Consider the following 25923-nt stretch of genomic DNA (forward strand, 5'->3'; position numbering starts at 1 on the left):
TCGTTCCTCCCCCCAAGCCCCGTTAAGGAGTCCGCGGATGCGCGTCCGTGACCTGCTCGCCCCCGGCGCCCCGGGACTGCGCCTGCTCGCGGCCGAGGAAGAGCTGGACCGGCAGGTCAGCGGTGTGATGACGACGGACCTCCAGGACCCGGGCCGCTACCTGCACGGCGGCGAACTGGTGCTCACCGGCATGCTCTGGCGCACCGTCCCGGCCGACTCCGAGCGCTTCGTCCGCACCCTCGCGGCCGGCGGCGCGGTCGCCCTCGCGGCCGGCCAGGCCGAGGTCGGGCCGGTGCCCGAGGACCTGGTCGAGGCCTGCCGCCGGCACCGGATGCCGCTGCTCGTCGTCGCCGACGACGTCGCCTTCGGCACCGTCACCGAGTTCGTCGGCCGCCAGCTCTCCGCCGACCGCGCGGCCGACCTCGCCGCCCTGGTCGACCGGCACCGCCTGCTGGTCTCGGCGGCCGGCGGCGGCGGACTGGACGCGGTGCTGGACCTGCTCGGCGGCGACCTCGACCTGGACTGCTGGGTGCTCACCCCGACCGGCACGGTGATCGCCGGCCCCGCCGACCGGCTCCCCGCCCAGGACCGCGACCAGCTGGTCCGCACCCACCTCGCCGCCCAGCGCCAGCGCCGCCGCCCCCCGCACCGGGCCCGGCTGGCGGCCGGCTCCTACTCGCTGCTGCCCGCCCCGGCCCCGGTCCCCGGCTCGGAGCCCACCCCCGCTCCCACCCCCGCTCCCGCCCCGGCTACCGCCTCCGTTCCCGCCTCCGCCGAGCCCGACGCGCCGCCGGCCGACTGCCCGCTGGCCGACTGGGTGCTCGTGGTCGCCGGCGACGTCACCGAGTGGGCCACCAAGCGCCAGCAACTCGCCGAGAACCTCGCCCGCCTGGTCGCCGCCGAGCGCCACCGCCGCGACGAGGGCCGCCGGCTGCGCCGCCGCCTCGCCGACGAGGTGCTCGCCCTGCTGCGCCGCGACGCCGACCCGGCCGAGATCAGCCGCAGCCTGTACGCCTCCTCGGCGATGGCCGCCCGCTACGAGGCCCCCGGGCGCAAGTCCCCGGCGCGGGACGACTCCTGGCTGGTGCTCAGCGCCGAGGGCACCGGCCTGCCGGAGGGCACCGTACGGGCGGTGCTGGAGGAGGCCCTCGGCGGCACCGACGACCGCGCCCTGATCGCCGGAACGGGCACCGGCGCCGTGGTGGTGCTCCCCGCCCTGGACGGCCCGGTGCCCGCCGACACGCTGCGCGAACTGCTCGCCCCGCTGGAGGCCGGGCTCGGCCCGGACGACCGGATCACCCTCGGCGTCTCCGCCCCCGCCTCCGGGGCCGGCGGCCTGCGCGGCGCCCTGGAGGAGGCCCGGCACGCCCGCCGGATCGCCGCCTCCCGGACCGGCCGGGTCTGCGTCGCGGGCCCCGAGGAGCTCGCCTCGCACGTCCTGCTGCTGGCCGCCGTCCCGGACGAGGTGCGCCGCGCCTTCCGCGGCCGGCTGCTGGACAAGGTGATCGCGTACGACACGGAGCACCAGGCGGACCTGGTCCGCACCCTGGAGGCCTTCCTGCGCTCGGACGGCTCCTGGACCCGCTGCGCCGCGCAGCTGCACGTCCACGTGAACACCCTGCGGTACCGGATCGGCCGGATCGAGGAGCTGACCGGGCGTGATCTCTCCCGGCTGGAGGACCGGGTGGACTTCTACCTGGCCCTGGAGCTGGCCTGACGCCGCACCCGCCCGGACGTGCGACAGGGCCCGCCGCGACCACGGTCGCGGCGGGCCCTGCCCGTACGGTTCGCTACTGCCGGTCCGTCACTGCACCGGGATGACGGACGTCAGCCACTGGAAGGCGGACGGGACCATCTTCTTCCACTGCTCGGTGGTGTGCGGGCCGGAGCCCTCCTCGACCTGGACGGTGGTCGGGGCCTTGGCCGCGGCGCGGATCGCCTCGCCGTCCTCGAAGCCGTCCCCCTTGGAACCGCTGACCAGCAGGGCGACCTTCGGCGGCTGCGCGGCGGTCTTCAGGATGTTGACCGGGTTGTTGGCCTCGCGCAGCTTGGCGTCCTTGCCGACGAGGGAGTCCGGCTCCTGGGCCGGGTCGTTGTAGCCGGACATCGCGATGGCGGCCCGGTACCGGTTGGGGTGGGCCAGCGACAGCTTGGCCGCGCAGTGGGCGCCGGCCGAGTAGCCGGCGATCGCCCAGCGGTCCGCGGACGGGTCGGCGCGGAAGTTGTCCAGCACCATCTGCGGGACGTCGCGGGTGATCCAGGCGTCGGCGTTGATCTTGCCGGGGATGTCGGTGCAGCCCGCGTCCTGGTTGTTCAGCAGCTTCGTGCGGGGCGAGACCAGGATGAACGGGGCGACCTTGCCCTGCTGCATCAGCGGCTTGAGCTGGTCGGAGACCTTGAGGGTGCCGTACCAGGTGGAGGAGGAGCCGGGGTAGCCCGGGATCAGCTCGACCACGGGGAACTTCTTGTCCTTGAACGCCGGGTCGTTGTACTGCGGCGGCAGCCAGACCAGCACCTCGCCGTCGACGCCGGACACCTGCCCCTTGAGCTCGGTCTTCTGCACGTCATTGGGGACGAGCGGGTCGTTCACGCCGCCGAAGCTCTGCTTGACCTTCGGCGGCTCCTTGGCGGCGTCGGCGGCGCTCTGGCCGGGCGCGGCCGCGGCGGCCGGGTCGACCGGCGCCACCACGGGCACCGCGCGGACGTGGTCACCGGTGCCGAGCAGGTCGTCCCAGTTGCCGTAGATCAGGTTGGCGTTGTTGACCATCACGAAGACCATCAGGACGGCCGTGACCTGGCAGAACATGATCATGACGATCCGGGTCAGGTACCGCATCGGCTTGGGGCCGCCGACCTTCCCCCAGAACAGCAGCGCCACCGCGATGGAGACCGGCACCAGGATGACGGTGAGGAGGAAGAATGGCGTACCTGTCAGTTCCATCGATTCTCGTATCCGGGTCGCACGCCGCCCGGGCCCCACTCGCCCGGACGCACGTCAATGGCATCAGACGGCGATGGACCGATGATCGGTTGCCGTCCGAATCTGTGCGGAACCTGAGAGGAACATCACGTTCTCGTGATGAACCCCCTTCGGATCGGCGCCTAAGTCTGCCACCCGAACGGACGCCGTCCGGACCACGTGCTCAGCGAACTACCAGGAAAGGTCCCCCGGGGGCACCTTACCTCCCAGGCCGTTCGAGCTGCCGGGCGAGGCGGTGCGATCGCGCGTGGCCGGGGCAGGGAGACTATGGGGATGAGCATCACCCGCTTTCGCCCGTCCCGCCGCTTCTGGCCCGTGTGCGCCGTTCTGGCACTCGCGGTCACCGCGGCCGGTTGCAGCAGTACCGGAGGCAGACGCGCCGAGGAGGCCCGCGCCAAGGCCGCGGCCACCGGCGGCAGCGCCGTCACCACCCCGCGTTGGAAGGTCGCCATGGTGACCCACGCCGGAGCCGGCGACGCCTTCTGGGACACTGTGCGCAAGGGCGCCGAGCAGGCCGCCGCCAAGGACAACATCACCTTCCTGTACTCCAACGACGCGCAGACCCAGAACCAGGTCCAGCTCGTCCAGGCCGCCATCGACCAGAAGGTCGACGGCCTGCTGGTCACCCTCGCCAAGGGCGACGCCATGGCCGGCGTCCTCGGCAAGGCCAAGGCCGCCGGCATCCCCGTGATCACGATCAACTCCGGTCAGGAGTTCTCGCAGAAGTTCGGCGCGCTGACCCACGTCGGCCAGGACGAGTCCACCGCCGGCCAGGCGGCCGGCGCCGAGCTGGCCTCGCGCGGCCGCAAGAACACCCTCTGCGTGATCCACGAGCAGGGCAACGTCGGCCAGGAGCAGCGCTGCTCCGGCGCCCAGTCCAAGGCCGGCGGATCGTTCCAGGTGCTCTACGTCAACGGCGTCGACATGCCCGACGCCCGGGCCGCGATCTCCGCCAAGCTCCAGGCCGACCCGTCCATCGACACCGTGCTCACCCTCTCCGGCCCGATGGCCGCCACCGGCCTCCAGGCCATCCAGGACGCCCACCGCGGCGTCGAGCTGGACACCTTCGACCTGGGCACCCAGGTGGTGTCCGGGCTGAAGTCCGGCAGCGTCGGCTTCGCCGTCGACCAGCAGCCCTACCTCCAGGGCTACACGGGCGTCGACCTGATCTGGCTGTACAAGTACAACCTGAACATGCTCGGCGGCGGCAAGCCCGTCGAGACCGGCCCGCAGATCCTGACCAAGGACAACGCCGACGCGCTCGCCGAGTACGTCGCGAGGGGGACCAGGTGAGCACCCCCGACCTCCTCGCCCGGGACGGCCTGCTCGACGACCGCCCGGCGGCCCTGCGGCGGCTCCTCGCCCGCCCCGAGCTCGGCTCGCTGATCGCCGCCGTCGCGGTCTTCGCGGTCTTCGCCGCCGTCGCCGAACCCTTCCTGCGGGTCTCCTCGATGGGCACCGTGCTGTACGCGGCCTCCACCATCGGGATCATGGCCGTGCCGGTCTCGCTGCTGATGATCGGGGGCGAGTTCGACCTCTCGGCCGGCGTGCTGGTCACCACCGCCGCGCTGACCTCCTCGATGGTCTCGTACCAGCTCACCGCCGTGACCTGGGTCGGTGTGCTGGTCTCGCTGGCGACCACGCTCGCCATCGGCTGGTTCAACGGCTGGATGCTCGGCCGCACCAGGCTGCCCAGCTTCATCGTCACGCTCGGCACCTTCCTGATGCTGACCGGCGCCAACCTGGGCGTCACCAAGGCGATCTCCGGCACCGTCTCCACCAAGTCGATCGCCGACATGGAGGGCTTCGCCTCCTGCCGGTGGCTGTTCGCCTCCGAGGTCACCATCGGCGGACTGGCGATCAAGGCCACCGTCTGGTGGTGGCTCGGCCTGCTCGTGGTCGGCAGCTGGGTGCTGCTGCGCACCCGCTTCGGCAACTGGATCTTCGCGGTCGGCGGCGACGCGGACGCGGCCCGCGCGGTCGGCGTGCCGGTCGCCCGGACGAAGACCCTGCTCTACCTGGGCGTCGGCTTCGGCGCCTGGGTGCTCGGCCAGCACCTGCTGTTCTCCTTCGACACCGTGCAGTCCGGCGAGGGCGTCGGCAACGAGCTGATCTACATCGTCGCGGCCGTCATCGGCGGCTGCCTGATCACCGGCGGCTACGGCTCGGTGGTCGGCTCCGCGCTCGGCGCGCTGATCTTCGGCATGGCCAGCAAGGGGATCATCTACGCCCAGTGGAACCCGGACTGGTTCAAGTTCTTCCTCGGTGCGATGCTGCTGCTGGCCGCGCTGCTGAACGCCTACGTCAAGCGCCGGGCCGAGCGGGGGCCGCGATGAGCAAGGACGTTTCGGCGGCCTCCACGGCCTCCACGGCCTCCATCGGGGACGAGCTGCTCTCCCTGGCCGGCGTGGGCAAGAGCTACGGCACCGTCCGGGCGCTGCAGGACGTCTCGCTGACCCTGCGGTCCGGCGAGATCAGCTGCGTGCTCGGCGACAACGGGGCCGGCAAGTCCACCCTGATCAAGATCATCTCGGGGCTGCACCAGCACGACGAGGGCACCCTGACCGTCGGTGGCGAGGAGGTCCGCTTCGACTCCCCGCGCCAGGCCCTGGACCGCGGCATCGCCACGGTCTACCAGGACCTCGCGGTCGTCCCGCTGATGCCGGTCTGGCGCAACTTCTTCCTCGGCTCCGAGCAGGGCATGCGCCGCTGGGGCGGCCTGCGGCTGGACGCCGACGGGATGCGCGCCACCACCCGCGAGGCGCTCGCCAGGATGGGCATCGACCTCCACGACGTCGACCGGCCGATCGGCACCCTCTCCGGCGGACAGCGCCAGTGCGTGGCGATCGCCCGCGCGGTGCACTTCGGCGCCAGGGTGCTGATCCTGGACGAGCCCACCGCCGCGCTCGGCGTCAAGCAGTCCGGGGTGGTGCTCAAGTACGTCACCGCCGCCCGCGACGCCGGACTCGGGGTCGTGCTGATCACCCACAACCCGCACCACGCGTACCTGGTCGGCGACCACTTCACGCTGCTCAAGCGGGGCCGGATGGCGGGCAGCCACCCGCGGGCCGAGATCAGCCTCGAACAGCTCACCACCGAGATGGCCGGCGGCTCCGACCTCGCCGAGCTCTCGCACGAGCTGGCCAGGCCTTCCGTCGCCGGGCCTTCCGTCGCCGGGCCCTCCGACTCCGATCCTTCCGACTCCGGAGACTCCGACTCCGATCCGTCCGACCCCCGTGAGGAGCGTCCGCAGCTGTGACCAGCGCCCAAGGCAGCACCCGGCCGCCCGTCCTGCCCACCCTGCTCGGCCTCGGCCCGCGCGCCGAGCGCCGCCGCCGAGCCCTGCCCGCCGGGATACTGCGACTGCCCACCATCGGCGTCGACATCGGCGGCACCAAGGTGGTCGCCGGGGTGGTGGACGGCGAGGGCAAGGTGCTGGAGAAGCTGCGCACGGACACGCCGCACAAGAGCAAGAGTCCCAAGGTCGTCGAGGACGTCATCGTCGAGCTGGTGCTCCAGCTCGCCGACCGGCACGACGTCCACGCCGTCGGCATCGGCGCGGCCGGCTGGGTCGACGCCGACCGCTCCAAGGTGCTGTTCGCCCCGCACCTCAACTGGCGCAACGAGCCGCTCCAGGAGGCGCTCAGCGAGCGGCTGCGGTTCCCGGTGATCGTGGAGAACGACGCCAACGCGGCCGCCTGGGCCGAGTGGCGCTTCGGCGCCGGCCGCGGCGAGGACCACATGGTGATGCTGACCCTGGGCACCGGCATCGGCGGTGCGGTGGTCCGGGACGGCTACGTGGACCGCGGCAAGTACGGCCTGGCGGGCGAGTTCGGGCACATGCAGGTGCTGCCCGGCGGCCACCGCTGCCCGTGCGGCAACCGGGGCTGCTGGGAGCAGTACTCCTCCGGCAACGCGCTGGTGCGCGACGCGCGCGAACTGGTCGCCGAGGAGTCGCCGGTGGTGCAGCCGCTGCTGGCCCGGGCCGGCGGCACGGTCGAGGGCATCACCGGGCCGCTGGTCACCGAGGCCGCCCAGGACGGCGACCCGACCGCGACCGAGCTGCTCTACGAGGTCGGCACCTGGCTCGGCGTCGGCATCGCCAACCTGGCCGCCGCGTTGGACCCGGGCCGCTTCGTGATCGGCGGCGGGGTCTCCGAGGCGGGCGACCTGCTGCTCGGCCCGGCCCGGGACACCTTCCGCCGCACCCTCACCGGACGGGGCTTCCGCCCGGAGGCCGCCATCGTGCACGCCGCCCTCGGCAACGAGGCCGGCCTGGTCGGCGCGGCCGACCTGGCCCGGCAGGTGGCGCGGCGCTTCCGCACGATCAAGCGGCGGCGGGTGGAGCGCAGCGCGCTGTAGCGGGGGAGCCGCTGACGGCGGCCAGCTGACGGCGAACGGCTGACGACGGACAGCTGACGACGAACGGCCGACAGCCGACAACAGGCAGCCGACAGATTTCAGATGACAGATTTCGTTTTCCGTCATCTGAAACCTGTCGGCTGTTGCCGTTCCGCCTCCGCCGGACCCGCCCCGCCGATCCGTCAACTACCCATTGGTATCGGCGCGGTGTGGTTGTCGGATCATGCCTCCTGTGGAACAACTGATGAGTTGACGTCGACTCAGGAGGACTCGCATGAGAGCTCTGGCCCGTCTCGCGCCGTCTCTGTTACTCACCACCGCGCTGGTCTGGTCCGGCGTCGGACCGGCCGGCGCCGCGGCCCCGCCGTCGAAGGCACCGGAGGCGGTGGGCTGGGGCGGGGCGGTGGCCACCGTCGACGCCGACGCCACCGCCGCCGGCATCGAGGTGCTGCGCAACGGCGGCAACGCGGTGGACGCGGCCGTCGCCGCCGCCGCGGCCCTCGGGGTCACCGAGCCGTACTCCTCCGGCATCGGCGGCGGCGGGTACTTCGTCTACTACGACCACGCCACCGGCCGGGTGCACACCATCGACGGCCGCGAGACCGCCGGCCGCACCGCCGACAGCGGCCTCTTCCTGGAGGACGGCAAACCCCTGGCCTTCGCCGACGCCGTCACCAGCGGTCTGTCCGTCGGGGTCCCCGGCACCCCCGCCACCTGGGACGCCGCGCTGCGGCACTGGGGCACCCGCTCGCTCGCCCGGAACCTCGAACCGGCCGAGCGGATCGCCGACAACGGCTTCGTCGTGGACGACACCTTCCGCAACCAGACCGCCGACAACTACGCCCGGTTCAAGGACTTCCCGGCCACCGCCAAGCTCTACCTGCCGAACGGCAAGCCCCCCGAGACCGGCAGCGTGCTGCGCAACCCCGACCTCGCCGCCACCTACCGGCTGCTCGCCAAGGATGGCGTCAAGGCCTTCTACCAGGGCGAGTTGGCCCGGGACATCGCCGACACCGTGCAGCACCCGCCGGTCGACCCGGCCGCCGGCCGCAACGCCCGCCCCGGCAAGGTCGACACCACCGACCTCGCCGACTACCGGGTCCGCGACCAGGCGCCCACCCACGTCTCCCACGGCGCCTACGACGTCTACGCGATGGCCCCGTCCAGCTCCGGCGGCACCACCGTCGGCGAGGCGCTCAACATCCTCGAGGACGGCGGCGACGTCTCGGCGTACAGCAGCACCCAGTACTACCACCACTTCCTGGAGGCCTCCCGTATCTCCTTCGCCGACCGCAACCGCTGGGTCGGCGACCCGGCCTTCACCGACGTCCCCACCAGGCAGCTGCTCTCCGAGCGCCACGCCGCCGCCCGGGCCTGCCTGATCAGCCCGGACCACGCGCTCACCAGCCCGCTCGCCCCCGGCGACCCGCGCCACCCCGCGCCCTGCGCCGACACCGGCCAGGCCCTCCCCGAGCCGTACGAGGGCCCCAACACCACCCACCTGACGGTCGCCGACCGCTGGGGCAACATCGTCTCCTACACGCTCACCATCGAGCAGACCGGCGGCAGCGGCATCACCGTCCCCGGCCGGGGCTTCCTGCTCAACAACGAGCTGACCGACTTCGACTTCACCCCGCTCGCCCCGGGCGTCCCCGACCCCAACCTGCCGGGCCCGGGCAAGCGGCCGCGCTCCTCGATGTCCCCGACGATCGTGCTGCGCGACGGCGAGCCGCTGCTCGCCACCGGCAGCCCGGGCGGCGCGACCATCATCACCACCACCCTCCAGGTGCTGCTCGGGCGGCTCGACCGGGGCCTGAGCCTGGAACAGGCCATCGCCGCGCCGCGCGCCAGCCAGCGCAACAGCGCCGCGACCCAGGCCGAGCCCGGCTTCCTGGCCCTGCCCGAACGGGCTGCGCTGGAGGGCCTCGGGCACCGCTTCGTCAACGGCGGTGAGATCGGCGCCGCCACCGGTGTGGAACGGTTGCCGGACGGCCGCTGGGTGGCCGCCGCGGAACCGGTGCGGCGCGGCGGCGGCTCGGCCGCGGTGGTCCGGCCCGCACGCTGATCGGACCGGCCTGTCGGTGCCGGGCGGTATGTTCGGGGTGGGCCTCCCGTGAGGGGAGGCCCACCCCGTCCGTCATGCCCGTTCGTCATGCCCGTCCGCACACCCGTCGCACACCCGTCCGCACCGAACCACCGGGAAGGCCGCCCGCCGTGACCGTCCGCATCGCCACCTGGAACATCAACTCCGTCACCGCGCGGCTGCCCAAGCTCCTGGAGTGGCTGGAGAGCGCCAAGCCCGACGTGCTCTGCCTCCAGGAGCTCAAGTGCGCGGCCGACGCCTTCCCGTACGAGGCGGTCCGCGAGCTCGGCTACGAGACGGCCGCGCACGGCACCGGCCGCTGGAACGGCGTCGCGATCGTCTCCCGGCTCGGCCTGGAGGACGTCGTGCGCGGCCTGCCCGACCAGCCGGGCTACCTCGCCGACGGCGCCCTGCTGCCCGAGGTCGAGCCGCGCGCCATCGCCGCCACCTGCGGCCCGGTCCGGGTCTGGTCGGTCTACGTGCCCAACGGCCGCGAGGTCGGCCACGCGCACTACCGGTACAAGCTGGAGTGGCTGGAGGCGCTGCGCAAGGCCGCCGCTGAGGACGCCGCCGGCTCCCGCCCGTTCGCCGTCCTCGGGGACTTCAACATCGCCCCGGCCGACGAGGACGTCTTCGACATCGCCGCCTTCGAGGGCCTCACCCACGTCACCCCGGTCGAGCGCGCCGCGCTCGCGGCCCTCGGCGAGATCGGCCTCCAGGACGTGCTGCCCCGCCCGCTCAAGTACGACCGCCCCTACACCTACTGGGACTACCGCCAGCTGGCCTTCCCCAAGAACCGGGGCATGCGGATCGACCTCACCTACGCCAACAAGCCCTTCGCCGACGCCGTCACCGACAGCTACGTGGACCGCGAGGCCCGCAAGGGCAAGGGAACCTCGGACCACGCGCCGGTCGTGGTGGACCTCGACCTCTGATCCGGCCGGCGGCCGGCACGGCGGTGAGCACGACAGTGGGCACGGCGGTGCCATGACCGACGTCACAGTGGGTAACGGGCCGTAACCCGAACGGGTGTGAGCGCTGGCCGGGCGTGAGGCGGGTCCCTACCGTCGGTGAATGACCGGGTGCGGTTGTTCGACCACGTGGACATGGGAGTCCCCGGCCGCGCCCGAGAATCCCGGAGGTTCCGGCATGCGCCCCATGCGTACGGCCGCCGCCGCCCTGATCGGCGCGACGGCGCTGGCCGGTCTGACGGCCCCCCTCGCATCCGCCAGGGACGGCTCCGCCTCGGTCAGCCCGTCCCAGGCCGCACCGGGCCAGACCGTGACGGTCACGGTCTCCTGCGAGAAGTCGGACAAGCCCGACGCCAAGACCATCACCGCCCGCTCCGCCGCCTTCGAAGGCGGCCCGGCGACCCTCACCCTGGGCCCCGACGGCAAGCACAGCGGCTCCGCCCGGCTGGCCGGCCAGCACGCCGGGGACAGCAGGGTCGACGGCACCTGCCCGGACGGCGGGGCCTTCGCCACCACCGTCAAGGTCGCCACCGTGACCTCCACCACCCCCGACAGGAGCCTCGGCGAGTGGGGCGAGGCCGCGGGGGAGTGGGCCGGCTCGCTCGGGCAGTCCGGCGCCGACAGCCGGCAGGTCGCCCCGCACGGCTCCGTGCAGACCGGCCTCGGCGGCTCGGTCACGGCGAACCCGGCGGAACTGGCCGGCGGCCTCGCGCTGGTCGCGGGCGGCGTCGGCGGCTTCTGGCTGCTGCGGAGGCGCGGTGCCTGAGGCCTCGCCCCGCGCCCGAGGGCGCGTCCCCGTGTCGCGCCGCCGGAACCCCTGAGGACCGGCGGCGCGGCGGCATGTCGGGGCCGGGCGGTCAGGTGATCCGACGACCCGGCGGTCAGGCGATCCGGCAGTCAGGGGGGTCCGGCGGTCAGACGGTCTGCGGCCCGGCGCCTTCGCCGGCCTCACCGGCCTCGCGGTGGAGCCGCTCCTGGTGCCGGAGGGTGCCGTCCGCCAGCAGGTACTGGGCCAGCACATAGGTCGCCATGATCCAGAACTGATGGCCCGGCAGCTCCCGCCACTTCGCCAGCTGGGTGGCGATCAGCGTGTCGGAGAGCAGGAACAGCGCCCCGCCCAGCCCGGTCCGCCAGCCCAGCCCGGCCGAGGTGACGGCCGTCGAGGCGAGCAGCAGGCTGTAGCCGGCCACCGGCACGCGCAGGTCTCCGAGGTCCGGCCAGAGCTGCCCGACCAGGGTCACCCAGGCCGTCGCGTACGCGGCCGCGACCACCAGGGCCCGGCGGCGGTCACCGAGCGCGCCGCGCTGGACGAACATCGTCACGTAGCAGACGTGCGCCGCCGCGAACGAGCCCATGCCCGCGAGGAACGCGGGGTCGTTCTTCAGCTGGAGCAGCACGTCCCCGCCCGCGCTCAGCAGCAGCGCCGGCGCCAGCAGCTTCGGTGCCTCCCGGCCGGCCTTCGCGGCCGCCGTCACGCTGTGCGCGGCCAGCAGCGGCATCAGGGCCGGCTTGGTGGCGTTCTGGAGCACCGAGGCACCGGAGACGATCGCGCCCAGGTGCGCCGCCGAGGTGGCCGCGAAGCCGCCCAGCAGGCCGGTGGCCGAGCGCAGGCGTGCCCCGAGGCCGGCGCGGTCGGTGGTACGGACAGTCATGCGTGCGCCTCTCGGTGATCCGCTGCTTCGGACCGACCCTAGAGGAGCCGGACCGGCGGCGGAAGAGCCGGTTACCCGTGCGTAACCCCCGCCGGGCGCGGCGGATGACGGGGCGGTCGGATAGCGGAGCGCGGGCGCCCGCTTCGAGGGCTCTTGCGGAGAGTTCCTCAGGAGGGCGGTTGCTGCCCTCGGGTGACCCGGGCACCGTCTAGTCTGGACCCCGACATGGATCAGCAGGAGTACGCGGTCGGCGCCACCCGGGTGGCCGCCGGCAGGCCGGACGGGCGCACGGGCGGGGCAGGACGGGGAACCGCCGACGCCGTCCTCGCCGTACGCGAAGCCGGGCCCGCCGCCGACGTCACGCTCTCGCCCGACCCCGGACTGCTGCGCCTGGCCCACTGGTTCGCCGCCGCCACCCCCGGCACCGCCGACGACCTGTGCGCCGCCTCCTTCGGCCTCTACCCGGCGCGCCACCTCGGCGGCGCCGCCGAACCCGCCGCCGAGCCCGGCGTCAGCTGGTGGCACGGCCCCACCGCGCACGTCGCCATGCCCGTCCGCCCCCGCGAGGACCGCACCGACGGCGGCCTGCGCCGCGCCCGGCGCGACGACGCCGCGCTGCCCGTCGTCCGGTCAGGTGCCAAGCCGGGCAGGCCGGGTCGGCACCGCAGGCCCGAGGGCACGCCGGTGGCGCCGCCCACCGTGACGGCGCAGGATCGTTCCGGCGAGGAGCTCCCGGCGGCCGAACGCCGGATCGCCGCCCGGCTGTTGCTCGCCCATCCGCTGGTCACCGCCTCCGGCCCGCACGCCGACGGCTTCCCGCTGATCCGCCGTCACCGCGACTGGCTCACCGAGCGCTTCGACACCCTGCTCGGCTACCGTCTCGTGGTCGGCCCCTGGCATGCCCGGCTCTGCAAGGCCGGCCTCGGCGCCGACGCCGCCCGCCGCCTCGAACACCCCGTCACCGGCGCGCCGTTCACCCCGGCCGGGTACGCCCAACTCGCCCTCGCGCTGTCCCTGTTGGTCGACGCTCCGGAGGATCTGGGCTACCGGCGGCTGCTCGACGCGATGGGCGCCGCCGCACCCGAACTCGCCACCGAACCGGCCGACCTCGACATGGCGCTGGCCGCGCTGGCCGGCTGGCAGGTGCTCGGCGAGCTGCCGGCCGACCCGGCCGGCGACTCCTTCGTGCTGACCGTGGACCGCGAACTCGCCCGTGCCGTCCCGGCCGGCCCGCCCGCCCTCGCCGACGACGCCGACGACCTGATCCGCCGCGCCGCCGAGGCCGAACCCGCCACCGCCGTCCGCCGCCTGCTCGCCGAGACGCCCGCCGTCCTGGCCGCCGACCTCCCCGAGGACCACCGCGCCTGGCTGGCCGAGCACCGGCTCAGCGGCCCGGCGGCGCTCGCCGAGTTCCTCGGCCTCGAGGCCGAACTCCGGGCCGAGGGCGTCGCCCTGCTCGACCCGGCCGCCGAACTCACCGACCTCGCCCTCCCCGGCGCCGGAACCCTCTCCCAGGCCGCCCTGCTGCTGGTCGAGCGCCTGGTGGAGGAGGTCCGCCCGCTGCCCGGCGAGACGGTGGCCGGCGACGTCCCGATCCCGGACGCGCTGATAGACGGGGTCCTTGGCGACATCGCGGACGAGTACGGCCTCCCCGCCCGCTACCTCGCCGACCGCACCGCCCTGCGGCGCGACGCCCTCGACCTGCTCCGCCGCCTCGCCCTGATCGCCCCCACCCCCCACCCCACCCGGCCCCCGGCCTGGCGCCTGCGCCCCCCGGCCGCCCGCTACGCCCCGGCCCCCGATCTCCACCCCACTCCCGGCACCGGCCGCCACTCCCGCCCCGGCCCGTTCGTCCCACCCCCGGCCGGCCCCCGCACCGAACAGCGGGCGTAGCGGGGCATACGCCCCCCGGCCGCCCGCTACGCCCGGGCCCCGGCCCCCGGCCTCCACCCGGCCCCCGGCCTCCACCCGGTCCCCGGCCGCTGACCTCCACCCCACTGCCGGCACCGGCCGCCACTCCTGCCCGGTCCCCGGCCTCCACCCTGTCCCCGGTCCCCGGCCGTCACTGCCGCCCCGTCCCCGGCCACTGACCTCCACCCCACTCGCGGCACCGGCCACTTCCGCCCCGGCCCGTTCGTCGTGCCCCTCGGCGGCCGGCCGGGGGTAGCGCGCTCGGCGGGGGCGGAAAGCAAGAAGCACCGCGTCCGGTGTGGGACTGCGGTGCCGGGTGGGGCGGGCTGCTACTTGCTGGCGGAGGCGCTGGTGACGGGGCCGTGCTCGACGGTTTCCACGGTGGCGCCGACGCCCAGGGTGCCGAGGGCGATCGAGGCGAGGACGGCGGTGACGGCGAGCAGCCGGCGGTGCCGTTGGGGCAGGGGGAAGCGCGGTTCCTGGAAGGGCGCCTGAGGGCTGGCGTTCATGACAGGGAGGTTTCCAGGGCGGCGTGAACGGTCGGTACGCGCGGGTGAAGTCCGGACGGGGGTTGGGCGTCGGTTGGCCGCATATGCCCCACCCGTCGCCGGGCGGGGCATATGTGCTGGTCAGCGGCGTGTGCTCGACTCGCCGACGACCTCGCGGACGGCGTCCCGCAGGCCGTGCGGCGGGTGGAAGCGGGAGGGGCCGGCGGCCGGGTCCTCGCGGAGCTCCTTCACCAGCGAGACGCACAGCAGCAGCATCACCACCACGAACGGCAGCGCGACCAGGATCGTCGCGTTCTGGAGCGCGGTGAGCCCGCCGGCCAGCAGCAGGGCCGCCGCGACCCCGCCCATCAGCACGCCCCAGACCACCACCAGCCAGGTGCGCGGGTGCAGCGAGCCCCGGCTGGAGAGCGAGCCGAGCACCAGCGAGGCGGAGTCGGCGCTGGTGATGAAGAAGGTCATCACCAGCAGCACCGCGATCACGCTGGTCACCGAGCCGAGCGGCAGCGAGCGCAGCATCTCGAACAGCGAGGCCTCCGGGCCCTGCGGGATGGTCGCGACGAGGTCGGCCGCACCGGTGGTGACCAGCCGGATCGCGGTGCCGCCCATCACGCAGAACCAGATGACCGTCGCCCCGCTGGGTACCAGCAGCACACCGAGCAGGAACTGCCGGACGGTGCGGCCGCGCGAGATCCGCGCGATGAAGGTGCCGACGAAGGGCGCCCAGGAGAGCCACCAGGCCCAGTAGAAGATCGTCCAGGAGCCGAGCCAGCCCTCGTCGGTGAAGGCGCCGGTCTGGGTGGACATCACGAGCAGGTCGGAGAGGTAGCCGCCGACCGAGGAGGGGATCGTGTCGAGGGCGAACACCGTCGGGCCGAACACGAAGACGAAGAGCATGATCAGCGAGGCCATGACGACGTTCGCGGTGGAGAGCCACTTCACGCCCTTGTGCACCCCGGAGAACGCGGAGACCACGAACGCGGCGGTCAGCGAGCCGATGATGACCAACTGGGCGTTCTGGGTGTTGCGGACGGAGGAGATGTAGCCGAGCCCGTCGGCGACCTGGAGCGCGCCGAGTCCGAGGCTGGTCGCGGAGCCGAAGACGGTCGCGAACACGGCCAGCAGGTCGATCGTCCGCCCGGCCCAGCCGTCCGCGCCACGCTGTCCGATCAGCGGGACGAAGGCGGCGGAGATCCGGTTGCCCCGGCCCTTGCGGAAGGTGGTGTAGGCGAGGGCCAGGCCGCCGACCGCGTAGATCGCCCACGGGTGCAGGGTCCAGTGGAAGAGCGAGAACTCCAGGGCCTGCTGGGCGGCGGCCGCGCTCTGCGGTTCCAGGCCGGAGCCGGGCTGCGGGGTGGCGAAGAGCTGGAGCGGCTCGCCGACGCCGTAGAACATCAGGCCGATGCCCATCCCGGCGCTGAACATCATGGCGATCCAGGCGAGCGTGGAGAACTCGGGCTCGTCGTCGTCGCGGCCGAGCCGGATCCGGCCGAACCGACTGAACGCGAGCAGCACGCTGAGCACCAGGAAGACGTCGGCGGCCACCACGAACAGCCAGCCGAAGTTGTGCAGCACCCAGCCGAGCGCCGTGTCGGAGGTGCGGCCGAGCGAGTCCTCGGCGAAGATGCCCCAGGCGACCACCGCCAGGACCAGAACCGCGCCGATGCCGAACACCGCCCGGTCGGCCGGAAGGGTGGCGGCGGGTTCGTCGGGCTCCTTCACGGGCTGGTCGGGCGGGGGCGGCTGGCTGCTCATCGGATGGACCTCTCGACATACTCGGCGGGCTCGGCGCGCTCGGAATCAAGCTGTATGTCGCACTATGTCCAGTTCACTCCGCCGGTGGCGACCCGGCGCGCCGGGGACGCGCCGGGTCGGGACCCACGTCCCGTCAGGCCGCCCGGTCCTCGCCGTAGCCGTGCGCGGAGTCGTGCCCGTAGTCGCGTCCGGAGCCGTGTGCGGTGGCGATGTAGTGGGAGAGCACGCGGCGGTTGCGGGTGAGGTCGTCGATCCGGGAGTCCAGGTCGGCGAGTTCGTCGCGCAGGATGGCGAGCAGCTGCGGGCAGGCCTCCAGGACGGGGACGGGGCCGGTGGCGCACGGCAGCAGCTCGGCGATGACCCGGGTGCTCAGGCCGGCCGCGAGCAGGCTGCGGATCTGCCACACCCGGACGGTGTCCTCCTCGCCGTACTCGCGGTGGCCGGCCGTCGTCCGGCCGGGCCGGAGCAGGCCCTGCTCCTCGTAGTAGCGGAGCAGACGGGTGGACACCCCGGTCAGGCGGGCGAGTTCTCCGATGCGCATGACCGGGCGAACATCGCCGCCCGTCGGGGTGTTCCCGGACGGCCTCGGCTCACGGTGAACTCCGCTGCCACGCCCGGTGGTTAGGGAGCGGAATCGGCCATCGACGGGTGTTCGCAGGTGAGTTCGGGCGCGGGCCGGGGTTTCTCCGAGGGCCGGAACGGTAGGAGTCCTGACGGTGAGAAGGTCGGGCCGGGGAACGGGGGCCGGTCCAGGACGGCCTTCGCGCCCCGGACGTGGTCGCGCGTACAGCCGAACCTCCAACGCTGACACGGAAGGAACACCGTTCATGGACAACGAGGTCCGCATTCCGAACGACGCAACCCCGGCACAGGACACCCCGGCACAGGACACCCCGGCACAGGACACCCCGGCACAGGACACCCCGGCACGGGACACCCCGGCACGGGACGCCAGGGCACGGGACGCCCGGACACCCGATGCCCCGGCGCGTGCGGCCGGGGACGGTGCGCCGCCCGCCGACGGAGTGGAGCGCCGGACGCTGCTGCGGATGGCCACCGCCGCCGGGGTGCTCGCCGCGCCGGTTCCGGCCGTCCCGGCGCTCGCCGCGGGCCGGGCGGCGGCCGCCGAGGAGGGGGCCACGCCCGCCCCCGGCCCCGCTCCCGCCGCGTCCTCGTCCGTGCCCGGGATCGTCAAACCGTTGCCCGCCGAGTGGTTCGTGCCGCGCGGCACCAACGCCGAGACGCGCTGGGACGCCTTCCGCGACGCCGACGGCGACGCCCTCGTCGGCCGCCACGTCCCGGTGGAACGGTTCTTCGTCCGCAACCACACCAGCACCCCGCTGATCGACCCCGACACCTGGCGCCTCCGGCTCTTCGGCAGCGGCCTGCGCGGCGCCCCGACGGCCGAGCACCCGGTCGAGTTCGGCCTAGAGGAGCTGCGGGAGCTGCCCTCCACCCGGATCAGCGCGCTGATCGAGTGCGCCGGCAACGGCCGCAGCTACTACGCCGGCCAGCAGGGCCAGTCCGTCCCGGGCACGCCGTGGACGCTGGGCGGCGTCGGCTCGGCGAGCTGGCGGGGCGTCCGGCTGGCCGAGGTGCTGCGGGCCGCCGGGCTGACCGGCGCGGCGGTGGACGTGCTGCCCGTCGGACTGGACCCGGACTACGTCGTCGGTGGCACCAACTACGGCCCGGTGCGCCGCCCGCTGCCGATCGCCAAGGCGCTGGACGACGTGCTGCTCGCGTACGAGATGAACGGCGAGCCGCTGACCCCGGACCACGGCGCGCCGGCCCGGCTGGTGGTGCCCGGCTGGGTGGGCATCGCCTCGATCAAGTGGGTGGGCGGCATGGAGGTCGCCGACCGTCCGCTGTACTCGCCGTGGAACACCGACTTCTACCGGATGTTCGGCCCGGACTACCCGCCCGGCGGTGGCGAGCCGCTCACCACCCAGGTGGTCAAGAGCGCCTTCGAGCTGGCGGCGGGGGCGCGGCTGGCGGCGGGCCGCCGGCACCGGCTGCACGGGCGTTCGTGGTCCGGAGCGGCGGCGGTGCGCCGGGTCGAGGTGAGCGCCGACGGCGGCCGGACGTGGCGGCGCGCCGACCTGCGCGACGAGCCGCGGGCCGGCGGCTGGACGCGCTGGAGCATCGACTGGCGCCCCGAGCGGCCCGGCCGGTACGAGCTGCGCGCCCGCGCGACGGACCGCCGGGGCGACACCCAGCCCGAGCGGGCGGTGTTCAACCGGGAGGGCTACCTGTTCGGAGCGGTGGTGGCCCACCCGGTGACGGCGGTCTGAGCGCTGTCGGCGCCCTGACCCGCGTTCCCTGACCCGCCTTGCCTGAACCGCGTTCCCTGAACCGTGTGCCCTGGGCGGCGCCGGTGCCTTGGGCCGCGTCGGCGTGAGCCGCGCCGGCGCCCTGAGCCGCGCCGGCCGTCCGGGGCCGGTGGGCGCTCAGCCGGTGGACTGGACCTCGTACGGGGCCGGGTAGCGCGTCTCGTACGGGTTCAGCACCAGCCGCACCACGTCCTCCAGGCGCCGCCGGGCGTCCCCGAGGGTCGTGCGGCCGGTCACCCAGGCGGTCAGCTCGCCCTGCCAGGCGTGGGCGACGATGTGCCGCACCAGGTCGCTCGCGGCGGCCGGCACCTCGGCCGTCACGGCCTGCAGGGCGTTGCTGTCGGCCCGGGCCATGCCCTGCAGCGCCTCACTGGCGAACGGGTCGGTGGAGGCGGCCACGGCCACCCGTAGCCGGGCGAGTTCGGGCTGCCGCTGGTAGGCCCGCATCCCGCCCCGGACGAACCGCACCGCCCGGTCGGTGGCCCCCAGTCCGGCCCTCGGCCCGCGCAGCTCCGCCACCAGGTCGGCCAGCAGCAGGCGATGCCACTCGGCGATCGCCGCTGCCAGGAGGTGGTCCTTGGAGGAGAAGTAGCGGTACGCCGTCCCCAGAGCGACTCCGGACCGCTCGCAGACCTGCTTCATCTGCATCCGCTCGACGCCGATCTCGTTCACCAGGGCGAGCGCGGCCGCGATCAGGTTTTCGCGGCGTTCGAGCTGACGCGGAGACATCGCCTCCACCGGCCGTGGTGACAGGTCAACCTTGGTCACCCGCACCATGATACGGGCCGGGGCCGCTCAGGAGTATGACGCCGTCCGGCCCCCTTCCGTTCGCGGGGTGGTCACCGGGCCGCGAGGGGCGTCAGGAAGGGTCGCGGATCAGCGCCTCCTGGACGGCGGAGGCGACCAGCCGGCCGTCCAGGTCGTAGAACTCGCCGAGCGCCAGGCCCCGGCCGTCCGAGGAGGACGGGCTGCGCTGGGCGAACAGCAGCCACTCGTCGGCCCGGAACGGGCGGTGGAACCACATGGCGTGGTCCAGCGAGGCCATCACCAGCCGGGGCGGTTCGGTGCGCTGGAAGAAGTTGGGCTGGACGTTCAGCCCGGCGGTGGAGGCGAGGGTGAGGTCGGACAGGTAGGTGAGGGCGCCGGCGTGCAGCAGCGGGTCGCCGTCCGGCAGCGGGGAGGCGGTGCGCATCCAGACGAAGTGCTGGAGCAGCCCGGGAACGGCCGGCGGCAGGCCCGGGGCGTCCGCCGGGACGAACCGCACGTCGAGGTCGCGGAAGCCGCCGCTCGCGGCGAGCGCCCGGCGCACCTCCTCGGGCAGCCGGGCGACGGCGTTCGGCAGCGACTCGGGGTGGGGCAGCGGAGGGACCTCGCGCTGGCGGTCGGGGGCCGGTTCGGGGTGCTTGAAGGACGCGGAGAGGGTGAAGATCTCGTTGCGCCCCTGGAGCGCCGTCACCCGGCGGGTGGTGTACGACACGCCGTCGCGGACCCGCTCGACCAGGTAGTCGATGGGGTGCTCGGGGGAGCCCGGCAGCAGGAAGTAGCCGTGCAGCGAGTGCACCGGGCGCTGCTTGCGGGAGGTGCGCCCGGCGGCGACGAGCGCCTGCGCGGCCACATGGCCGCCGAAGGCCCGCATCGGGGCGCCGGCGTGGCAGTAGCCCCGGAACGTGTTCTCGTCCAGCTGCTCGATCTCCAGCAGCTCGGCGAACGGGGCGTCCGGCCGGGCGTGCCGTTCGGCCCGGACGTGGGGTTCGGTCAGGTCGGTCACGAGGCCATAGTGGCAGAAGCCAACCGTGCCGCGGTGTGACCTGGGTAACGTCGCCGCGATGGTCGGCGGATGACATAGAACACGTTCCAGTTCGATTCTCGGGTCGAGGGCGCGGGATGCCCGTCCGGGGTCGGGTCGAGGCCCACCCGAGGTCGGGGCCGAGGTCGGGGCCGAGGCCGGGTCCAGGCCGGGGCCAGGCCGGGTCGGTGCCGCCCCGACGGATTGTCAGTGCCCTCACCTAGCGTGCTCGGCATGACGCAATCCGCACACGCGTACGCCTATCTGCGCCCGTCGGCCGTCCTGGACGGCGCCGACGGCCGGTGCCTCGACCTGGCCACCTCCGGCGGCGCCACCCCGCTCGGCGCCGCCGCCAACCCGCGCTTCTTCGCGGGCTTCCTGGCCGATCCGGGGCCGGCCGCCGCGGCCCTGCTCGCGGTCGCGGACGTCGCCGCCGCGCGCTACTACCAGCCGCAGCTGCGCGCCTCGCTCGACCCGGTGGTCACCGCCAACGGGGACAGGCTGCGCTTCGAGTCCTTCTCGGGCTGCTGCGGCGTCTACGCCAGGCTCGACGTGCTCCAGGCCGGGCTCGACGGGGACGAGATCGGCCACGGCACCACCAACGTGGACGTCAACAACCCGCTGCGCGAGGCGCTGACCAGGATCGGCCCCGCCGACCCGCTGCACCTCGCGGTCGGGCCGGACGCGCTGGAGGTCACCACCTTCGACGGCCCGCTGGTCGAGAAGAAGGTCCCGCTGCCGGAGCGCTGGCTGCGCGGCTTCGCCGAGACCCAGGTGGTGGCCGCGGGCTTCGAGCTGCGCGCCGAGCTGCCCGCCGCCGAGGCGGTCCGCTTCCTGCGCTCGCTGCCGCGGGCCGGGCGCGGCGGACGGGCCGGCGTCGGCTGGGTCGTCCCGGCGGGGAAGTCACTGCGGCCGACCACCCGTCCGGTCCCCGGCGCGGTCTGCCTGCCCGGGCCCGAGCGCCTGGTCGCGCTCCAGCGGGTGCTGCGGCACGCGCTCGCCCTGCGGGTGTACGGGCCGGTGGCGGCCGGGGAGCCGACCGCCTCCGCCTGGGAGGCGGTGCTGCCCGGCATGCGGCTGACCCTGACGCTGTCGCCGGACGCGTCCCGGGGCTTCTCCGGGGAGGGCGGGGTGCTCGACTCGCTCGCCACCGCGGCGGCTGAGCGGGACGCCGAGCTGATCGCGGTGCTGCTCGCCTGGGAGCCCCGGATCGAGGTCGGGGACCTCGCCGCCCAGTCCGGGCTGAGCCCCGAGCGGGTCCGCGCCGCGCTCACCCGGCTGGGCACCGCCGGGCAGATCGGCTACGACGCCGCCGAGGCCGCGTACTTCCACCGGCAGCTCCCGTACGACGCCGGGCGGGCCGAGACGGCCAACCCCCGGCTGCGGGCCGCCCGGGCACTGGTCGCGGCGGGCGCGGTGCGGCTCGAGGAGGGCGGGGCTACGGCCGTCGTCACCGTGGACGACCACATCCAGCGGGTGCGCACGGACGCGTCGGGGCGGCTGAGCTGCACCTGCCTGTGGTGGGGCAAGTACCGGGGCGGGCGCGGGCCGTGCAAGCACGCGCTGGCGGTCGGGATGGTGCGGGACGCGGCCGCCGGGGCTGCGTCGGCCGTCGGGGCCGGGGAAACGGTCGGGGCTGGGGAGACGGTCGGGACCGTGGTGGCCACCGGGGCTGCGGAGACGAAGGGGGCCGGAGCGTGAGCACGACCTCGGGCACCGACCGGCGGGGGCCGGTCGACGAACTGCTCGCCGCCGTCCGGTCCGGTCGGCTGGCGCGGATACCGGAGCTGCTGGCCGCCCTGGACGCGGCCCAGCGGCGGGCCTGTCTGCCCGCCCTCAAGGAGCTGCGCAAGGAACTGCGCCAGGACTGGTCGCGGGAGTCGGCCGAGGTCAAGGGCAGGCTGCTGGTGGCCGGGGTCGGCTGCCACGCGGGCCCGGCCGGCGCCGCCACCTGGCTGGCCGGCAGCGACTTCGGCGTCCGGGACTGGGCCCGCAACTCCGTGCTGCACCAGGTCATCGAGGCGCAGCCGGTGGAGTGGCAGGTCGAGGTGGTCACCCGGCTCGCCGCCCGGCCGGTGCGGACCTGGGGCTGGTCGATGTACCCGGTGATCGAGGCCGTGATCCGGCGCACCGGCTGCGAGGTGCCGCGCGGCGAGTCCTTCGTCCGGAGCTGGATGGACCACATCGACGAAACGGGCGGCCCGCGCCCGACGCTGGCCGACGCGCTGCGCGGGGACACCTTCACCCCGGTGCTGCTGCCCGAGCTGTTCGAACTCGCCGATGTCGGCTACACGTTGACCTTCCGGCTCAGCCCGCGCCCCGGCGACATCTGGACGGAGGCGATCGGCGAACTGGCCGCGGCCGGAGTGGTGGACCGCGTCCAGCTGCTCGACCGCTGCCTGGCCCGGCTGCTGCGCGGCGGCAAGGCGACCGACCAGCGGGCCTTCCTGGAGGTGCTGCGGGCGCTCGCCCCGACGCCCGAGGAGTACGCGGCCAGGGTGCGCGACGTGGTGGCGCTGCTGGACGGCCTGTCGGTGATCGCCGGGCACGCCCAGGACGTCCTCGCCGGGCTGGACGAGGCCGGCCTGATCGAGCCCGAGGTGCTCACCGAGGCCTCGGCGGTGGTGCTGTTCCGGAGCGAGAAGAAACTGGTCCGTGCCCAGCTGGCCTGGCTGGAGAAGGCCGCCCGGCGCGCGCCCGAGCGGTCGGGACCGGTGGTGCTGGCCGCGGCCGAGGCCTTCGGACATCCGGACACGGCCCTCCAGGAGCGGGCGCTGAACGTGGTGGCCCGTCACCTGAAGGCTGCCGGGGAGGCGGTGCTGGCGGACCTGCGCTCCGCCGCCGAGACGCTCAACCCGGCCCACCACCGGCGCGCGGGCGAGCTGTTCGGGGCGCCGGTAGGCGGCGACGGGGACGACCCGGACACCGGGTGGAACGAACTCCTGCCGCCTGCCCCCGAGCCGCGCCCGCTCGGCGCGCCGATCGGCTCGGCGGCCGAACTCGCGGAGGAACTGTCCGCCCTGCTCGCGGCGCGCGAGCCCGGCATGGCGGCCTTCGAACGGGTGCTGGACGGGCTGGTCCGGCTGGCCCACCGGGACCGGGCGGCGTTGGTCGAGGCGCTGGAGCCGGTCCGCCGGGTGCACCCGTGGCGCGGCACCGGCAGCTGGGGGGACTGCACGCCCCGGGAGATCCTCTTCGTGGTGGCCGCGGTGGCCGGTGAGCTCCCGCCACGCCGGTTCTGGGACTCCCTCCGCGGAAAGGACGGCTCAGCGCTGCGCGGCCCGGGCACCACCGTGCCCGGGGCCGTTCTCGCCGCCCGGCTGGAGGAGGCGGCCTGGCAGGTGACGGCCACCCGGCCGCCGTACCTGCTCGCCACCCCGACCGACGCCACCGGCGCGCTGGACCCGGCCGTGCTGGTCGAGCGGATCGCCGGGTACGAGGCGGCGGGTGTCACACCGGGGAAGGCCGACCTGTCCCAGGCCCTGCTGCGGGTCGGACCGGTGGCGGTCGGGTCGGTGGCGGCCGGGCCGGTGGCGGACGGGGCGGCGCTGAAGGCCGCCGAGGCGCTCACCTCCCCGGCCGGGCGCCGGCTGGCGCACTGGCTGCGCACCGGCGGACTGCACGGCCAGCCGTCCCAGCGGGTGCTGTTCGCGCCCGGCAAGGGGCTGCGGCGGACCAACGTGTACGGGAACCGCTGGTGGGAGGAGATCGAGCGGATCGCCGTCGCCCAGCCGGGCATCGGCGCCGGGCCGGTGGGGCCGGGCCGCGAGCACCTCCCCAGCGAGTTCCTGGCCCTGCTGGACGGCACCGAGCCCAGCGTGGCCCGCGCCCGCAAGGTGTACGACTGGAGCCGGCGGCCCGTCGCGCACTGGTTCGCGATGCTCCCCTGGCACCGGGAGGAGCTGGCCGCGCGCTGGCTCGACCCCTTCGCCGAGGGCGCCGACCGGGACGAGCGCGGGGCCGCCGGCCACCTCCCGCTGCTCGCCGAGGCCGGCGGCCCGGCCGGGCTCGCGCTGCACCTGGCGCTGGCGTACGGCCTGGGCGCCCGGCACGCCGAGGACCGGACGGCGGCGGTGGACGCCCTGCTGGTGCTCGCCGCGCGCGGCGACCTGGACGGCGCGCTGCTCGGCCGCGAACTCGGGGCCTTGGTGGCCTGCGGCACGGTGACGGCCGGCCGGCTGGGAGCGGCGCTCACCCTGGCGGCGGAGAGCGGTGCCCGGGCGACGGTCTGGTCGGTGCTCGGGGCGGCCCTGCCGGCGCTGCTGGGGGAGGCCGACCCGTCGACGCGCGGGCTGGGCGACCTGATCGCGCTGGCCACCGACTGCGCCCTGCGCACCGGCGCCCGCGGGCCGGTCGCCGAGGTGACGGCGGCGGCCGGGCGCGGCGGCTCGGGCCGGGTGGTCAAGGAGGCCCGGGCGCTGCGGGACGTCCTCGGGGCTGAGGGCCTGAAGGCCTGAGGGGGTGAGGGCCTGAAGGGCTGAGGGAGCGCGGGGCCGACGGGCCGCGGTGCAGGGGCGGGGCGGTGTGCGGCCGGTGTGGCACGGGCCCGGAGAGGTGCGGGATCCGGTGTGGTGCCGGATCCGGTGTGGCGCGGGCCTAGGGTGGGCGGGACCTTCCGCCTACCCTGCCCACCGGAGCGCCCGTGCTGCACCTTCGCCTGATCGTCCCGCCCGACCTCCGGAACCGCGTGCTGGACTGCCTGGACGAGGTCGTCGGGGTGACACACGTCGTCCTGCTCCCGGACGCGGCCGTCCGGCCCGCCGGGGACGTGGTGCTCTGCGACGTGGCCCGCGAGGCGGCGGACGAGGCCCTGGGTGCGCTGCGCGCCACGGGGCTGGCCGAGCGCGGCGCGATCGACGTCTCGGCGATCGAGCTGACCCTCTCGGCGGCGGCCGAGGAGGCCGAGCGGCTGGCCCCCGGGGAGGGGGCGGACGCCCTGGTATGGGAGTCGGTCTCCGAGGTCACCCACGAGGAGTCCACTCTCACGTGGGTGTTCCTGGCCTTCCTCACCACCGCCACCATGCTCGCGGCCTGTGGTGCGGTGCTGGACAGTGCGATCCTGATCGTCGGCGCGATGGCCGTCGGACCGGAGTTCGGGCCGTTGGCCGGGCTCTGCGTGGCGGTCGTCCAGCGACGGCTGCGCCCGGCACTGCGATCGTTGAACGCGCTGGTGACGGGTTTCGTGGTGGCGATGGGGCTGACCGTCTGCTTCGGGATGCTGATGGAAGGCCTCGGGCTGTTCAGCGAGGCGAAGTTCGACGCCCTGCGGCCGAACACCTCGTTCATCTGGCAGCCGGACGCGACGTCCTTCGTGGTCGCCTTCCTGGCGGGCGTCGCGGGGCTGCTCTCGCTCACCTCCTCGAAGGCCGGGGCCCTGGTCGGCGTGGCGATCTCGGTCACGACCGTGCCCGCCGCGGCCAATGCGGCCGTCGCGCTCGGCTACGGCGACGTCAAGCAGTTCTGGGGCTCCAGCGTGCAGCTGTTGCTGAACCTGTCGGGGATCGTGCTGGCCGGGGTGCTGACCCTGTTGGTCCAGCAGGCGGCTTGGGCTTTGATCCGGCGTCGGCGGGTGACGGCGAAGAAGTGA

Annotated in this window: 20 protein-coding genes; 13 read left to right on the forward strand and 7 right to left on the reverse strand. The window is 74.6% G+C overall.

From position 1 onward, the window contains the following. Positions 1-37 precede the first annotated feature (37 nt). Positions 38-1717 carry a PucR family transcriptional regulator gene (locus ACIQ87_RS20020; protein ID WP_402408313.1) on the forward strand — a complete coding sequence of 560 codons (1680 nt, stop codon included), beginning with the start codon at positions 38-40 and terminating at the stop codon, positions 1715-1717. An 87-nt stretch (positions 1718-1804) separates the two neighbouring features. On the opposite strand, the gene ACIQ87_RS20025 is transcribed toward ACIQ87_RS20020, so the two are convergent. Then, positions 1805-2941: an alpha/beta hydrolase gene (locus ACIQ87_RS20025; protein WP_402408316.1), complete on the reverse strand. Its 1137-nt coding sequence runs from the start codon at positions 2939-2941 to the stop codon at positions 1805-1807. Between the two features lie 312 nt (positions 2942-3253). Between ACIQ87_RS20025 and ACIQ87_RS20030 the strand changes: the two genes are divergently transcribed. From ACIQ87_RS20030 to ACIQ87_RS20060, 7 genes are all read left to right on the forward strand, one after another. Continuing rightward, positions 3254-4273, forward strand: coding sequence for a substrate-binding domain-containing protein (locus tag ACIQ87_RS20030; protein WP_402408318.1), 1020 nt, complete (start codon positions 3254-3256; stop codon positions 4271-4273). Continuing rightward, complete coding sequence (locus ACIQ87_RS20035; RefSeq protein WP_402408321.1) at positions 4270-5316, forward strand: ABC transporter permease; 1047 nt, start codon at positions 4270-4272, stop codon at positions 5314-5316. Before ACIQ87_RS20030 ends, ACIQ87_RS20035 begins: the two co-directional genes overlap by 4 nt. Beyond that, a complete protein-coding gene (locus ACIQ87_RS20040; RefSeq protein ID WP_402408324.1) occupies positions 5313-6239 on the forward strand; it encodes an ATP-binding cassette domain-containing protein in 927 nt (308 codons plus the stop codon). Before ACIQ87_RS20035 ends, ACIQ87_RS20040 begins: the two co-directional genes overlap by 4 nt. Then, the gene (locus ACIQ87_RS20045; protein WP_402408327.1) at positions 6236-7342 is read left to right on the forward strand and encodes an ROK family glucokinase; all 1107 of its coding nucleotides are present in this window, start codon (positions 6236-6238) and stop codon (positions 7340-7342) included. The genes ACIQ87_RS20040 and ACIQ87_RS20045 overlap by 4 nt, the downstream gene beginning before the upstream one ends. 274 nt (positions 7343-7616) lie before the next feature. Beyond that, on the forward strand, positions 7617-9407 hold the full coding sequence (gene ggt / locus ACIQ87_RS20050) for a gamma-glutamyltransferase (protein WP_402408330.1): 1791 nt from the start codon (positions 7617-7619) through the stop codon (positions 9405-9407). Between the two features lie 149 nt (positions 9408-9556). Further along, on the forward strand, positions 9557-10360 hold the full coding sequence (locus ACIQ87_RS20055) for an exodeoxyribonuclease III (RefSeq protein WP_402408332.1): 804 nt from the start codon (positions 9557-9559) through the stop codon (positions 10358-10360). A gap of 214 nt (positions 10361-10574) precedes the next feature. Next, the gene (locus ACIQ87_RS20060) at positions 10575-11162 is read left to right on the forward strand and encodes a hypothetical protein (protein ID WP_402408335.1); all 588 of its coding nucleotides are present in this window, start codon (positions 10575-10577) and stop codon (positions 11160-11162) included. A 148-nt stretch (positions 11163-11310) separates the two neighbouring features. Here the strand turns inward: ACIQ87_RS20060 and ACIQ87_RS20065 are convergent, their stop codons facing one another. Beyond that, complete coding sequence (locus ACIQ87_RS20065) at positions 11311-12048, reverse strand: lysoplasmalogenase (protein ID WP_402408338.1); 738 nt, start codon at positions 12046-12048, stop codon at positions 11311-11313. Between the two features lie 225 nt (positions 12049-12273). Between ACIQ87_RS20065 and ACIQ87_RS20070 the strand changes: the two genes are divergently transcribed. Then, positions 12274-13941 (forward strand): DUF2398 family protein, encoded by a 1668-nt coding sequence (locus ACIQ87_RS20070; protein WP_402408339.1) that lies wholly within the window; start codon positions 12274-12276, stop codon positions 13939-13941. Positions 13942-14288: 347 nt separating this feature from the next. Here ACIQ87_RS20070 and ACIQ87_RS20075 read toward each other — a convergent pair whose 3' ends face one another. The 3 genes from ACIQ87_RS20075 to ACIQ87_RS20085 form a co-directional block, all read right to left on the reverse strand. Continuing rightward, positions 14289-14468, reverse strand: a complete 180-nt coding sequence (locus tag ACIQ87_RS20075; protein WP_392875385.1) for a hypothetical protein — start codon at positions 14466-14468, stop codon at positions 14289-14291. A gap of 120 nt (positions 14469-14588) precedes the next feature. Then, entirely contained in the window at positions 14589-16220 is a 1632-nt protein-coding gene (locus ACIQ87_RS20080; RefSeq protein WP_402408343.1) for a BCCT family transporter, read from the reverse strand. A gap of 133 nt (positions 16221-16353) precedes the next feature. After that, entirely contained in the window at positions 16354-16761 is a 408-nt protein-coding gene (locus ACIQ87_RS20085) for a MerR family transcriptional regulator (RefSeq protein ID WP_402408346.1), read from the reverse strand. 508 nt (positions 16762-17269) lie between these two features. On the opposite strand from ACIQ87_RS20085, the gene ACIQ87_RS20090 reads away from it, so the two are divergent. Beyond that, positions 17270-18511 (forward strand): sulfite oxidase, encoded by a 1242-nt coding sequence (locus ACIQ87_RS20090; protein WP_402408619.1) that lies wholly within the window; start codon positions 17270-17272, stop codon positions 18509-18511. Between the two features lie 156 nt (positions 18512-18667). On the opposite strand, the gene ACIQ87_RS20095 is transcribed toward ACIQ87_RS20090, so the two are convergent. Both ACIQ87_RS20095 and ACIQ87_RS20100 read right to left on the reverse strand, forming a co-directional pair. Next, the gene (locus ACIQ87_RS20095; RefSeq protein ID WP_402408349.1) at positions 18668-19318 is read right to left on the reverse strand and encodes a TetR/AcrR family transcriptional regulator; all 651 of its coding nucleotides are present in this window, start codon (positions 19316-19318) and stop codon (positions 18668-18670) included. Positions 19319-19409: 91 nt separating this feature from the next. Continuing rightward, positions 19410-20318 carry an acyl-CoA thioesterase gene (locus tag ACIQ87_RS20100; RefSeq protein ID WP_402408351.1) on the reverse strand — a complete coding sequence of 303 codons (909 nt, stop codon included), beginning with the start codon at positions 20316-20318 and terminating at the stop codon, positions 19410-19412. 252 nt (positions 20319-20570) lie between these two features. Here ACIQ87_RS20100 and ACIQ87_RS20105 point away from each other — a divergent pair, with 252 nt between their 5' ends. From ACIQ87_RS20105 to ACIQ87_RS20115, 3 genes are all read left to right on the forward strand, one after another. Continuing rightward, complete coding sequence (locus tag ACIQ87_RS20105) at positions 20571-22037, forward strand: SWIM zinc finger family protein (protein WP_402408352.1); 1467 nt, start codon at positions 20571-20573, stop codon at positions 22035-22037. Beyond that, on the forward strand, positions 22034-24793 hold the full coding sequence (locus ACIQ87_RS20110) for a DUF6493 family protein (RefSeq protein ID WP_402408355.1): 2760 nt from the start codon (positions 22034-22036) through the stop codon (positions 24791-24793). Before ACIQ87_RS20105 ends, ACIQ87_RS20110 begins: the two co-directional genes overlap by 4 nt. Positions 24794-24978: 185 nt before the next feature. Beyond that, on the forward strand, positions 24979-25923 hold the full coding sequence (locus tag ACIQ87_RS20115) for a DUF389 domain-containing protein (RefSeq protein ID WP_402408357.1): 945 nt from the start codon (positions 24979-24981) through the stop codon (positions 25921-25923).

Origin of the sequence: Kitasatospora sp. NPDC096204, assembly GCF_044763205.1 — a bacterium.
Lineage (GTDB): Bacteria > Actinomycetota > Actinomycetes > Streptomycetales > Streptomycetaceae > Kitasatospora.

Bases quoted from the DNA above. Each gene is read 5' to 3' on its own strand.
- ACIQ87_RS20085 (WP_402408346.1), bottom strand. From the start codon at position 16,761: ATGCGCATCGGAGAACTCGCCCGCCTGACCGGGGTGTCCACCCGTCTG.
- ACIQ87_RS20060 (WP_402408335.1), top strand. From the start codon at position 10,575: ATGCGCCCCATGCGTACGGCCGCCGCCGCCCTGATCGGCGCGACGGCG.
- ACIQ87_RS20105 (WP_402408352.1), top strand. From the start codon at position 20,571: ATGACGCAATCCGCACACGCGTACGCCTATCTGCGCCCGTCGGCCGTC.
- ACIQ87_RS20025 (WP_402408316.1), bottom strand. From the start codon at position 2,941: ATGGAACTGACAGGTACGCCATTCTTCCTCCTCACCGTCATCCTGGTG.
- ACIQ87_RS20030 (WP_402408318.1), top strand. From the start codon at position 3,254: ATGAGCATCACCCGCTTTCGCCCGTCCCGCCGCTTCTGGCCCGTGTGC.
- ACIQ87_RS20020 (WP_402408313.1), top strand. From the start codon at position 38: ATGCGCGTCCGTGACCTGCTCGCCCCCGGCGCCCCGGGACTGCGCCTG.
- ACIQ87_RS20080 (WP_402408343.1), bottom strand. From the start codon at position 16,220: ATGAGCAGCCAGCCGCCCCCGCCCGACCAGCCCGTGAAGGAGCCCGAC.
- ACIQ87_RS20065 (WP_402408338.1), bottom strand. From the start codon at position 12,048: ATGACTGTCCGTACCACCGACCGCGCCGGCCTCGGGGCACGCCTGCGC.
- ACIQ87_RS20075 (WP_392875385.1), bottom strand. From the start codon at position 14,468: ATGAACGCCAGCCCTCAGGCGCCCTTCCAGGAACCGCGCTTCCCCCTG.
- ACIQ87_RS20070 (WP_402408339.1), top strand. From the start codon at position 12,274: ATGGATCAGCAGGAGTACGCGGTCGGCGCCACCCGGGTGGCCGCCGGC.
- ggt (WP_402408330.1), top strand. From the start codon at position 7,617: ATGAGAGCTCTGGCCCGTCTCGCGCCGTCTCTGTTACTCACCACCGCG.
- ACIQ87_RS20090 (WP_402408619.1), top strand. From the start codon at position 17,270: ATGGCCACCGCCGCCGGGGTGCTCGCCGCGCCGGTTCCGGCCGTCCCG.
- ACIQ87_RS20040 (WP_402408324.1), top strand. From the start codon at position 5,313: ATGAGCAAGGACGTTTCGGCGGCCTCCACGGCCTCCACGGCCTCCATC.